The 10,820-nt window shown below is 30.8% G+C and carries 12 protein-coding genes and 1 tRNA gene; 11 read left to right on the forward strand and 2 right to left on the reverse strand.

Annotated features, from left to right (window positions below):
* Window positions 1-34: 34 nt before the first annotated feature.
* From plsX to AC2LE6_RS03405, 7 genes are all read left to right on the forward strand, one after another.
* Window positions 35-1,021 carry a phosphate acyltransferase PlsX gene (plsX, locus tag AC2LE6_RS03375; RefSeq protein WP_484477838.1) on the forward strand — a complete coding sequence of 329 codons (987 nt, stop codon included), beginning with the start codon at window positions 35-37 and terminating at the stop codon, window positions 1,019-1,021.
* A complete protein-coding gene (gene rnc / locus AC2LE6_RS03380; RefSeq protein ID WP_484477839.1) occupies window positions 1,021-1,701 on the forward strand; it encodes a ribonuclease III in 681 nt (226 codons plus the stop codon). The genes plsX and rnc overlap by 1 nt, the downstream gene beginning before the upstream one ends.
* 73 nt (window positions 1,702-1,774) lie before the next feature.
* Window positions 1,775-2,389 carry a DnaD domain-containing protein gene (locus AC2LE6_RS03385; RefSeq protein WP_484477840.1) on the forward strand — a complete coding sequence of 205 codons (615 nt, stop codon included), beginning with the start codon at window positions 1,775-1,777 and terminating at the stop codon, window positions 2,387-2,389.
* On the forward strand, window positions 2,377-3,000 hold the full coding sequence (nth, locus tag AC2LE6_RS03390; RefSeq protein ID WP_484477841.1) for an endonuclease III: 624 nt from the start codon (window positions 2,377-2,379) through the stop codon (window positions 2,998-3,000). The genes AC2LE6_RS03385 and nth overlap by 13 nt, the downstream gene beginning before the upstream one ends.
* An 84-nt stretch (window positions 3,001-3,084) precedes the next feature.
* The gene (locus tag AC2LE6_RS03395; protein ID WP_484477842.1) at window positions 3,085-3,621 is read left to right on the forward strand and encodes a hypothetical protein; all 537 of its coding nucleotides are present in this window, start codon (window positions 3,085-3,087) and stop codon (window positions 3,619-3,621) included.
* A gap of 204 nt (window positions 3,622-3,825) precedes the next feature.
* Window positions 3,826-5,091 carry a helix-turn-helix domain-containing protein gene (locus AC2LE6_RS03400; RefSeq protein WP_484477843.1) on the forward strand — a complete coding sequence of 422 codons (1,266 nt, stop codon included), beginning with the start codon at window positions 3,826-3,828 and terminating at the stop codon, window positions 5,089-5,091.
* A 55-nt stretch (window positions 5,092-5,146) separates the two neighbouring features.
* Entirely contained in the window at window positions 5,147-6,553 is a 1,407-nt protein-coding gene (locus tag AC2LE6_RS03405) for an MATE family efflux transporter (RefSeq protein ID WP_484477844.1), read from the forward strand.
* A gap of 26 nt (window positions 6,554-6,579) precedes the next feature.
* On the opposite strand, the gene AC2LE6_RS03410 is transcribed toward AC2LE6_RS03405, so the two are convergent.
* Together AC2LE6_RS03410 and AC2LE6_RS03415 are read right to left on the reverse strand one after the other, a co-directional pair.
* Complete coding sequence (locus tag AC2LE6_RS03410) at window positions 6,580-7,575, reverse strand: P-loop NTPase (protein WP_484477845.1); 996 nt, start codon at window positions 7,573-7,575, stop codon at window positions 6,580-6,582.
* Between the two features lie 41 nt (window positions 7,576-7,616).
* Window positions 7,617-8,771 carry a nucleotidyltransferase gene (locus AC2LE6_RS03415; protein WP_484477846.1) on the reverse strand — a complete coding sequence of 385 codons (1,155 nt, stop codon included), beginning with the start codon at window positions 8,769-8,771 and terminating at the stop codon, window positions 7,617-7,619.
* An 81-nt stretch (window positions 8,772-8,852) separates the two neighbouring features.
* On the opposite strand from AC2LE6_RS03415, the gene AC2LE6_RS03420 reads away from it, so the two are divergent.
* From AC2LE6_RS03420 to AC2LE6_RS03435, 4 genes are all read left to right on the forward strand, one after another.
* Window positions 8,853-9,308: a YceD family protein gene (locus AC2LE6_RS03420; RefSeq protein ID WP_484477847.1), complete on the forward strand. Its 456-nt coding sequence runs from the start codon at window positions 8,853-8,855 to the stop codon at window positions 9,306-9,308.
* 12 nt (window positions 9,309-9,320) lie between these two features.
* Window positions 9,321-9,515: a 50S ribosomal protein L32 gene (gene rpmF, locus AC2LE6_RS03425; RefSeq protein WP_484477848.1), complete on the forward strand. Its 195-nt coding sequence runs from the start codon at window positions 9,321-9,323 to the stop codon at window positions 9,513-9,515.
* A gap of 85 nt (window positions 9,516-9,600) precedes the next feature.
* Complete coding sequence (gene rsmH / locus AC2LE6_RS03430) at window positions 9,601-10,524, forward strand: 16S rRNA (cytosine(1402)-N(4))-methyltransferase RsmH (RefSeq protein WP_484477849.1); 924 nt, start codon at window positions 9,601-9,603, stop codon at window positions 10,522-10,524.
* Between the two features lie 66 nt (window positions 10,525-10,590).
* Window positions 10,591-10,664, forward strand: a tRNA-Gly gene (locus AC2LE6_RS03435).
* Window positions 10,665-10,820: the final 156 nt, after the last annotated feature.

The raw sequence follows: 10,820 nt of genomic DNA on the forward strand, positions 1-10,820 counted from the left end.
TTAATCAAATAATGAAATACAAGAGGTGAAAGCAATGATAAAATTAGCAATTGATGCAATGGGTGGAGATTACGCACCAAAGGAACAAGTAGAAGGCGCAATGCTTGCTGTTAAAAACATTAAAGACATAGAACTTACTCTATATGGGGACAAAGTAGAGATAATGAAATATCTTACAAACACTGAAAGAATTACAATCGTTCAATCAGAAGGAGTAATTGATATGGGTGAAAAAGACCCAATAAGAGCAATTAGATCTAATAGGAATTCTTCGATGGCACTTGCTTTATCAAGTGTTAGAAGTGGAGATAATGATGGAGTTGTAAGCAGTGGAGCTACACAAGCTTTAATTGCCGGGGCTCATATTTTAGTAGGTAGATTGAAAGCGATGAAAAGAACGGCAATCGCACCATTGATTCCCAATGTAAAAGGTGAAAGTTATATCTTATTAGATGCTGGTGGAAATCTACAAATCACTCCAAAATATATGCATCAACAAGCAACTTTTGCAGCAGTTTATGCAAAAGAAGTAATGGGTATTGAAAATCCAAAAGTTGGTTTGATTAATATAGGTACAGAACCAGGTAAAGGTAGAGAAATAGATAAAGAAGCATTTGAAGAATTCAGTAAATCTGAAAACTTTGAATTTGTTGGAAATGTTGAACCAAAAGAAGTATTAGATCCTCCTTGTGATATTTTAATCAGTGATGGATTTACGGCTAATATAGTAATGAAGTGTATTGAAGGGACAGCAAAAGGTCTTGGTAAAATATTGAAACAAGAAATAACAAAAGGATTTATGGGTAAAATAGGATCTTTAATCTTAAAAAGTAGATTAGGTAATTTCAAAAAACGATTGAGTTCAGAAGACATTGGTGGAGCTATGATATATGGTCTACGTGGTGTTGTTGTAAAAGCACAAGGTAGCAGTAAAGCATATGGATTTAGTAGTGGTATCAGACAAGCTGCAACAATCGTTAGATCTGACGTTTTAAATAAAGTGAAGGCAGTATTAGAATAATGACAGAATTAGAACTTTATTTTGGGTTAGACTTTGACAGTAAAGAGTTGTTAAAAAAAGCACTCACTCATTCATCATATGCAAATGAGAATAACTGTGAAAGCAACGAACGTCTAGAATATGTAGGAGATGCTGTACTTGACCTACTTATGGGAGAGTATCTGTATAAAAAATATCCAGAATTTCAAGAAGGAGATCTTACAAAGAAACGAGCAAAGAATGTTTGTGAATCTGCATTAGTAGAATATGCAAAAGAATGCGATTTAAAAAAATATTTACTCCTTGGAAAAGGGGAAGAAAAATCAGGTGGTCGTGATAGAATTGCCCTTCAAGCAGATGCCTTTGAAGCACTTATTGGGGCTGTTTATATGGACAAAGGACTACTAGAAACAAGAAAGATATTTGACAAAGTTGTGATTCCTGTAAGCGAACGAGACACAGAAGATAACTTCGTTGACTACAAATCATACCTACAAGAGTTAGTCCAGTCAGATAAACGTTCTCTAGTTTACCGCATTGTAAAAGAGAGTGGACCATCACATGATAAAACCTTCCAAACAAGAGTATATATGGATGATATTCTAATGGGTGAAGGTATTGGTAAAAGTAAGAAAATCGCTGAACAAAACGCAGCGGAAATGGCATTAAAAAAACTTGCCATCAGGTCAATAAAATTTTAAGAGATTGTTTGAAAAAATAATCTTTTTTTTGCATTTTTTTGTGTTATAATATATTTCCAAGTGGGGTGGAATAATGGAAATCAAAGAGTTAAAAAGGTTCATAGAAAAAAACATAGTTGACTTCTCTGAACTATTACTAAATAATTACTACAAGTTAGGACTAGATGAAACAGATGCTGTTATTCTAATTAAACTAAGATACTTAATGAACAAGAATGTTCCGTTTATAAGCCCAAAACAACTTTCAGAAACATTATCTATCTCATCTCAAACTACCGCAAAAAGATTAAACGCTTTAATCGACAAAGAAATTCTAAGATTAGAATTGGTTCGTGGTGAGAATGGAAAAGAAAGAGAAAGCTATTCACTTGATCGTATATACGAGTTAATATTACTGAGTGATGAACCAAAAGAGAAGATGACTAAAGAAAAAGAATTAGTTGAATTATTTGAGACTGAATTCAATAAACCTTTAAGTGTTTTAGATATACAAACCATCACCAAGTGGTTGAATGAAGACAAATACACTTTCGACCAAATTAAAGACGCATTATTTCTAGCTGTAAAGGCTAGAAGGAAATCTATCAAGTATGTTGATGGGATCTTACTAAAAGAGGCTGAAGCACCAAAAAAAGTGTATAAAAAGACAAATCTAATGAGAGATCTACATAAAATATGGGAAAGATAGAAAAGGTATTAGATGTCCTACAAAATTTATTCCCAAATGCAGAATGTGAATTGGTTCATTCAAATGGTTTTGAGTTGTTGATTGCTGTAATGTTAAGCGCACAAACAACTGATAAATCAGTAAATCTTTTAACCAAAAATTTATTCAGTAAATATAAAACTCCACAAGACTATGTCGATGTGGAGTTATCAATATTAGAACAAGATTTAAAGAGAATAGGTCTTTATAAGAATAAAGCTAAAAATTTAAAAGCACTGAGTTTAAAAATAATAACAAATTTCAATAATATGGTACCATCAAGTCAAGTAGAGTTAGAATCATTACCTGGAGTTGGTAGGAAAACTGCGAACGTTGTATTAAGTGTATGGTTCAATGTTCCTAGAATTGCAGTTGATACTCATGTAGAAAGAGTATCAAAGAGATTGAAGTTGGCTTATAAAAAGGATTCAGTTGTTAAAGTAGAAGAAAAACTGATGAGAAAATTACCCAAAAACAAATGGAGTGATACTCACCATAAAATGATTTTCTTCGGAAGGTATCATTGCACTGCGAGAAACCCAAAATGTAATGATTGCCCATTAAAAGACGAATGTCGATACCCAAATATTTAGAGACTTAGGTCTCTTTTTTTATTTATTCTTAAAATATACATATTTATTTGTTATAATGGTATTAGAGTATAAGGAGTTGATTTGATGAATGTAAAGAATCCAGAGAAGATAAAATTTAGAGAACGTGAGAATGTTAGAACCTCATTTAGTCTAAAAGGTATTGGAAAAAATTCAAAATTAGTTGTTTTGACAGATCAAAGAATTTATTTCGCAGGATCATCTAAAAAGAAATTAAAGAGAAATTACGGAATTGATTTCATAAATCTAGATTCAGTAACAGCTGGTTCAGTATCCAAGCAAAAGGGTATCTTGTTTAAGCTTATCTTTTTACTGACACTTGTAGTTGGAGCAGCATTTACACTTGCTGATCCATTGAAAGATAGTTTCTCACTACTTTATGATATACTTGGTAACATTGGGTTACAAACCAATGGACAAATGATTGGATTTGCACTATTAGGTGTATCTGTTTTTGCTCTGTTGATTCATATTAAGTCAACAAAAAAGGTCATCGTCCTTAAACATATGGGTGGAGACGACTTATTATTACCAATGAATGGTGTAAATGATGATGACATAAATAATTATTTAGAAATCATCGCTGATGGTATTGATGGATAAAAGAGACAATTATGTCTCTTTTTTATTTGACCAAAAAGAGACATTTTTGGCATTTTCCTAATACAATTATGTATAAATAGTATACATAATATTAGAAACTGAAATAATAAATATACAGGAGCAAAATATAGTATAGTTTCTCAATAATTTTTTCCACGAAAATATTGTTTTTTTTATACAATTAAGTTGGGAGTTGATAGAATAATGAGCTTAGCTAGTATAAAAAATAAAATTGAAAGAAGACTAAAACATAGTCAAAACAAAAACGAGTACCAAGAAATAGGTACATATATAAAAAGGAGGAGAAAAGATCTCAACATAACACAAGATGTTGTATCACATGGGATATGTAGTGTTTCATATCTTTCTAAGATTGAAAACAATCAAATCACACCAAATGAATATTTTATTAAGGAAATAATGACAAAACTGGAAGTGAAAGAAGATGTAACACAAACATTTTTAAATGATGAACATTTTTTGAAAGACTTAATAGAAGCTTTCTTCTATTTAGACAACACATCAATCAAACAGAAATTCGAACATATTAAGCCACTTGAATCCGGAATTCTATTTCATCTAGGTGAATTGATTTTTAGTATTTACAGTAAGGAGCACAATAGTTACATTGTAATATCAAAACTTGAACATTTGATCCCAAATATGAATGATTTTGAGTTAAAGACATTTCTTGTATTCAACGGGTTGTTTCATTACGTGAAGGAAAACTTTAAAAGTGCATTTGAGATATTTGATTTGATAGATTCAATTCACTATAAAAATGACTATTTAGACGGAATATACAATATGTATACTTTTATTACGAAACAAAGACTTAAAAAGAAGAACATATCGATATTAAACTATGAAATCGCACAAAAATTATTCGCAAAATACTTAAATAGAAAAAGAAGCCAGTTACTGTTACTTGAAAGAATTAAGTACATTAAAGATGAAGATGTATTCAGAGCAGAGCAAATGATATCAAATATATTTGAAGGACATTTAGATGCCGAAACAAAATGTATATATTATACACTTTATTCTAGTATTCTAATACAACAGGCAAAATATCAAGATGCTCTCATCAAGCTTAGTAATATAAAAGAAGATTCTGAATGTTATTATCAAAAATTAGTGCTATTATATAGAATAAGTTTAGATGAAAATGATATTAATATGAAAGAAGAACTTGAAAGTATAATCTCAAATATTGAGTATAATATACAAGATCAACAATATAGAATAATGTATCATACAATGAGACTTCAAAATAATGATAAACAGAAAGAATACATAAGAGATATTGCAATTCCATATACGATAAAAAGTTCGAATCTGAATGCACTTAAAATATATACAGATTTATTGATGGATATATGCATGAAAACATCTAGGTACAAAGAAGCAACCCAATATTATATGAAGTATGCAAAAGAGTTGAGTAGAATAAACGAATTACTGAAGTAATATATTGTATTTACAAGTTCCGTTCTATATAATTTAATAGAATGGACGTGATTATATGAACAAGAAGAATCAAACGTTACTAGGAGAAATGGATGTCAAAAAGGCACTAATCACACTGAGTATTCCAGCAACTATAGGAATGATAGTTAATGCACTCTATAATTTAGTGGATTCACTGTTTGTAGGATGGGGAGCAGGAGAAATAGCAATTGGAGGATTAACATTAGCATTTCCAGTTCAAATGATTGTTATTGCTTTTGCATTAATGATTGGAATCGGTGGAGCAAGTGTGTTCAGTAGAGCATATGGTAGAAAAGATACAGAAACGATGAACTTAACCGTTAATACTTCAATAAGATTTGGATTTATCGTTGCAGCAGTTATTGCAATAATTGGGCAAATATTTTTAGATGATTTATTACGCTTCTTTGGAGCTACAGATAACAACATTGGATTTGGAAAAGATTATCTTTCAATTATACTAATTGGTATAACTTTCCAAACAATATCAATGATACTAAACAACTTTACAAGAGCTGAGGGACGAGCTCATATCGCAATGAAGGCTATGGTTTTAGGAACTGGGTTAAACATAATTCTTGATCCATTCTTCATATTTGATCATATTGATCTTTACTTTATTACTCTTCCTGCATTAGGACTGGGTGTAAAAGGTGCTGCATTAGCAACAATTATTTCTCAATTTACAGCATTTGTATATGTATTTAAAAGAGCGTTTGATGAAGAATCGGTATTGGTTATAAGACTAAAAGGATTGTTCAATATCCACTTTGAGAATTTGAAAGATATATTAAAAATTGGATCTCCAACATTTTTTAGGAATTCAATTGGTGCAATACTAAGCATCATAGTACTAAAAACAATAAGTGAATATGCTGGAATGCATGTTGATGAGTACACTACTATCTACGGAATTATAAACAGAGTAATATTCTTCGTGTTTATGCCTGGATTTGGTTTGATTCAAGGTTTGGCTCCAATAGCTGGATACAATTATGGTGCTAGGAATTACGAAAGACTAGTTGAAGTTGTTAACTATGCGATGAAGATTATGTTTGTTTACTTTATCCTTGGATTCTTATTTATTCAGTTAGGATCTCCAATGATTTTCGACTTGTTTAGCAGAAGTAATAATGTATTTATAATTAATACTGGTGCAAAAGTTTTTAGAATAATTTCAATGGGATTGATCTTGGTTTCCTTCCAAATCACGATTGGTGCAGTGTATCAAGCGTTCGGATATGCATATAGAGCGTTGGTTGTAAGTTTATTAAGACAATTGATTCTATTCATTCCGATATGGTTTATCCTGATAAATGTCTATGGATTGATTGGATTATGGTATACATTTGCAGCTGCAGATATAATCGCAGGAGTTATTTGCTTCTTTATGTTTATTTATGAAATGAAACAATTAAGATTAAAAGCACAAAAAATATAAAAAAAAGACTTCGTAAGAAGTCTTTTTTAATACTCTTTTAATATTTTATTTGCTAGTCCTAAATAATCAACACCAATGGCTTCATCTGGACCAAAAATACTTAAACTATTTTTTGGTTGCCCGATTGGAATAGTGGCTAAGACTTTAGATTCTAATTTTCTAGCAACTATATCTCCTCCACCTTCACCGAAGATTTTAATATCTTCACCTGCATGATGTAAGAAACTCATGTTTTCTACAACACCAAGTAGTTCATGTTTTAGTTGCTCAGCAGCAAATCCTGCTTTTACAGCAACGTGAGAAGCACTTGGATGTGGTGTTGTTACAATTACCATTTTACAGTCTGGTATTAGGGATTGAATATCCATTGCAACATCTCCAGTACCTGGAGGTAAATCTACAAGGATATATTCGATATCTTCACTCCAAATAACATCATAGAAGAAGTGGTTTAACATTTTTCCAAGCATAGGACCTCTCCACATAAGTGGTTTGTCTGGAGCAAGGAAAAACTCTGTTGAGATTAACTCTATACCATCTTTATTGAATGGTACTATTTTTTCATTTTCAGCACCTTTAGGCATAGTAATTGGCATATCTAGTATTGTTGGAATACTACTACCATATACATCTGCATCAATAATACCTACTTTTTTACCCAAAGTAGTAAATGCATATGCAAGGTTTGCTGTTACAGTTGATTTCCCAACTCCACCTTTACCTGATGCGATACCGATGTATTTAATTTTACGTTCTAAGATTGTACCTGTTTTTTTCAGTAACTGAAACTCAGTTTTTAATCCTGAAAATCCTAAATCCAATTTGATTAATTTTGCTAATGCACGAGTTACATAACGTTTGTACTCATCTTCTGTACTTTCTAAAGCAATAATAACAGTTACAACACTGGCAGCTTCATCAACATCAAGATGTTTTAAGCTATTTGTTTCACGAAAAGTTTTTTCAGTTTTTGGATCTTTTAACTCCAAAATATAGTCTTTGACTTCATTTTTTGTATACATTTTATCACCCAAATATAATTATAATCTTTTACTGTGTAAAATCAATCAAAACGCAAATAAATAACTGGTTTAAATTCTTCTTTAAATACATCTATATCACTTACCAATTGATAAATTTTCGAGACATGAATTTCATGTTCTAGATAAGGATGTTTTTTCTCTTTTATCTTTGTGATTAACGGTACTGTCATATCTTTCTTAATTGTATTAAGATATCCTTTACCTGTGTTGTTCATACCTAGTATTCTAATATAAGGAATTTCGAATGAATCAATCAAATTCGCTTTTGTATTACAAAGAATATGTATTAGATTTCTTTTAATTTTCGAGTTAGTATATCTTCTAGTTAAAAGCTGATTTACTAAATCACTAACAGACTCAAAACTTCTAGTTTTTAAGATTCTATTATCGATTCCTTCAGTCATATTAAATATTTGAACTAAATCCTCTTTTTTTGAGGAAGAAATTATATATTTCATTTGGTCACTAAAAAGATCTAGATGTATAATTTTTCTGTTTTCTAATAACTCATAAACATCTTTAGGAACATAATTTCTAATTGAACTGTTGTTCAATAATAATTTACGTATTGCTGTTGCACTTTGAATATTTGTGTTTCTGGTCTCCTCACTATAATATCCTGTACTTAAACGTGGAATTGTAAAGAGTTTGATTTTACTGTTTAACTTTCTAACAGCAGTAATATATTGAATACCTAAAATGTTATTAGGTAAATCGTAATCTGATTGAGGATGTAACTCCTTCATTGCCATATCACTTGCAGTTGGATAACTATTACCTTGTTTAAGATTTAGTTTTAATAAATCGTTATAAGGTTTGCTACTAATAACATCAGCAAGTTCCTCAAGTTTTGAAATATCACCTGATTCACTTCCGAAATATATTTCATCGACACCAATATGGTGTAATAAAGCAACAGAAGTGTAACTAAAAACATCAGCACTTTGAACACTGAAAACAAATGGTAATTCAATAACCAAATCAACACCGTTATTCAATGCCATTTTTGTCCTTGTGAATTTATCAATTAGAGCTGGTTCTCCTCGTTGAGTAAAATTACCACTCATTACACATACTAAAACATCGCATCCAGATAAACGCTTTGTTTCATTGATGTGATGAAGATGTCCATTATGTAATGGATTATATTCTACTATTATACCTACTGTTTTCATACTATCACCAAAATCATTATACCTTATAATTGACAATTATTCATATTAAAAGTATAATTTAAAGGCTTGGAGGTGAGTCAAATGAAATGGACTATTCATGAATTAACAAAGAATCAGAGTCAAGATAATACGTTTGAAGCAGTATTGGATTTTAGTGATCGCATTAATGGATCAGATATTCTGAAAATATCAGAAGTTGAGATATCAGGAGATTATGAAATCTATGATAATAACGAGTATGTTTTCTTTATAAACATTGTTTGTACTTTGACTATGGGTTGTGCAATTACACTCGATAATGTAGATGTTCAATTAGACTTTGAAGTTGAGGAAATCTTCACAGCAAATAAAGATGATGAATTTAACATGATAGAGGGAATAACTATTGACTTATTACCAATAATATGGTCTAATATTATATTGGAGAAGCCAATGCGCGTTGTTAGTGCAAATGCACAACATGATTTCGAATCAGACAACATCGAAATTGAAGCCGTAAATGATGTATTCTCTAAGTTGAAAGACTTCAAGAATTAGGAGAGATGAATAATGGCAGTACCATTTAGAAGAACCTCTAAGACTGCAAAACGTAAACGTCGTACTCATTTCAAATTAAGTGTTCCAGGAATGGTAGTTTGTCCAAATTGTGGAGAAATGAAATTGGCACACAGAGTTTGTAAAGAATGTGGACAATATAACGGTAAAGCTGTGTTAGTTGCAAAAGACGAAGTTGTAGAAGATTAGTCGAAAAGAAAACGCTGAAACAGCGTTTTTCTTTTACAAAAATTCTATTCTATGATAATATTAATAACGAAAAAAGGTGATAATTATGTATAAACATACTAGTGTATTATTAAACGAATCAATTGATTATTTAAACATAAACAAAGATGGAATCTATGTCGACTGTACCCTTGGTGGTGGTGGACACTCTTTTGAGATACTGAAACATTTAGATAAAGGACATTTATACTGCTTTGACCAAGATGATTTTGCGATAGGGAAAGCTATTGAGAAACTAGATACATTAAAAAAGAATTACACAATTATCAAATCGAATTTTGTAAACATTAAAGAAAAGCTTAATAATTTAGGAATAGAAAAGATTGATGGAGTTTTATATGATCTTGGAGTTTCTAGTTTTCAGTTTGATATTCCTGAAAGAGGGTTTAGTTATAATTACGATGCACCTCTAGATATGAGAATGAATCAAGGGCAAGAACTAACAGCAGAAATGATTGTCAATGAATACAGTTTTCATGAAATTATGAAACTCTTATTCAAATATGCAGATGAAAAGAATGCAAAGTATATTGCAAGAAAAATAGAAGAAGTTAGAAAAACAAAAAGAATTGAAACTACTTTTGAATTGGTGCAAGTAATTAAAAGTGCATTACCTCAAAAAGTATTAAGCAAAAAAGGACATCCAGCAAAGAAAACATTCCAAGCACTTAGAATAGCCGTGAATGATGAGTTAAGAGTATTTGAGGATTCTTTTAATGATGCATTAGACATGCTGAACAGTGAAGGAAGAGCAGTTGTAATAACGTTTCATAGTTTAGAAGATAGAATAGCAAAAACATTGATGCGTGAACGTGTAACTGTTGATGTACCAAAGTATATTCCTATTACAAAAGAAAACGGTCCAAAATACGAATTATTGCACAGAAAAGTGATATTACCATCAGAAGAAGAACTGGAAAATAATAACAGAGCACATAGTGCAAAGTTAAGAGCAATAAAAAAATTATAAGTTTATCAGTATAACGTATTGACTTGATTATTCTAATATGATAATATATCTATGCTGACAAATTACGCAGGTGTAGTTTAATGGTAGAACCTAAGCCTTCCAAGCTTATTGTGAGAGTTCGATTCTCTTCACCTGCTCCATTTTTTTATTTGTCGGAACGGAATCTATTTATATAGATTTTACAACAACAACTAGTATGTTTGACAGTACTACCATATTGTGATATCATACTATTACTATATACGCAGGTGTAGTTTAATGGTAGAACCTAAGCCTTCCAAGCTTATTGTGAGAGT

It is taken from the genome of Candidatus Izemoplasma sp., from assembly GCF_982632705.1.

Coding starts and splice junctions, on each gene's coding strand:
- AC2LE6_RS03420 (WP_484477847.1), top strand. CDS start 8,853: ATGAAATGGACTATTCATGAATTAACAAAGAATCAGAGTCAAGATAAT.
- plsX (WP_484477838.1), top strand. CDS start 35: ATGATAAAATTAGCAATTGATGCAATGGGTGGAGATTACGCACCAAAG.
- AC2LE6_RS03385 (WP_484477840.1), top strand. CDS start 1,775: ATGGAAATCAAAGAGTTAAAAAGGTTCATAGAAAAAAACATAGTTGAC.
- AC2LE6_RS03405 (WP_484477844.1), top strand. CDS start 5,147: ATGAACAAGAAGAATCAAACGTTACTAGGAGAAATGGATGTCAAAAAG.
- AC2LE6_RS03400 (WP_484477843.1), top strand. CDS start 3,826: ATGAGCTTAGCTAGTATAAAAAATAAAATTGAAAGAAGACTAAAACAT.
- AC2LE6_RS03410 (WP_484477845.1), bottom strand. CDS start 7,575: ATGTATACAAAAAATGAAGTCAAAGACTATATTTTGGAGTTAAAAGAT.
- nth (WP_484477841.1), top strand. CDS start 2,377: ATGGGAAAGATAGAAAAGGTATTAGATGTCCTACAAAATTTATTCCCA.
- rsmH (WP_484477849.1), top strand. CDS start 9,601: ATGTATAAACATACTAGTGTATTATTAAACGAATCAATTGATTATTTA.
- AC2LE6_RS03395 (WP_484477842.1), top strand. CDS start 3,085: ATGAATGTAAAGAATCCAGAGAAGATAAAATTTAGAGAACGTGAGAAT.
- rnc (WP_484477839.1), top strand. CDS start 1,021: ATGACAGAATTAGAACTTTATTTTGGGTTAGACTTTGACAGTAAAGAG.
- rpmF (WP_484477848.1), top strand. CDS start 9,321: ATGGCAGTACCATTTAGAAGAACCTCTAAGACTGCAAAACGTAAACGT.
- AC2LE6_RS03415 (WP_484477846.1), bottom strand. CDS start 8,771: ATGAAAACAGTAGGTATAATAGTAGAATATAATCCATTACATAATGGA.